Consider the following 412-nt stretch of genomic DNA (forward strand, 5'->3'; position numbering starts at 1 on the left):
TCTCAATACTTCTACGGAGAGATGAATTTCAGCTGTAATTTTCAATTTTCAGCTTGTTCCAGATTGTTAAAGAGCAATATCTTAAACACGACTCGTAAGAGTCATCTTTAAGATATGTGGTCATGCACATGACCGGTGATAATGTCTTTCACTCATTATCGGATTGGCGTCCCCAAGGGGATTCGAACCCCTGTTACAGCCGTGAAAGGGCAGTGTCCTAGGCCTCTAGACGATGGGGACACGAAATGCCGACTAGACTTTCATCTAACCGTTTCGTATCAGCGTAAGGTTGCCCTTACTGCATCAACAGGTAGCGCTTTTTGCTCATTAATTTCATCAGACAATCTGTGTGGACACTGCACAAGGCGTATCTTCTAGGTAAGGAGGTGATCCAACCGCAGGTTCCCCTACG

Annotated in this window: 1 tRNA gene; it reads right to left on the reverse strand. The window is 45.1% G+C overall.

Features of this window, described 5'->3' with window-relative positions:
* Positions 1-164: 164 nt before the first annotated feature.
* A tRNA-Glu gene (locus ACL9RG_RS22755) sits at positions 165-240 on the reverse strand.
* Positions 241-412 lie beyond the last annotated feature (172 nt).

The sequence above is a fragment of the Rouxiella sp. Mn2063 genome (assembly GCF_049319665.1).
Taxonomy (GTDB): domain Bacteria; phylum Pseudomonadota; class Gammaproteobacteria; order Enterobacterales; family Enterobacteriaceae; genus JBMOUD01.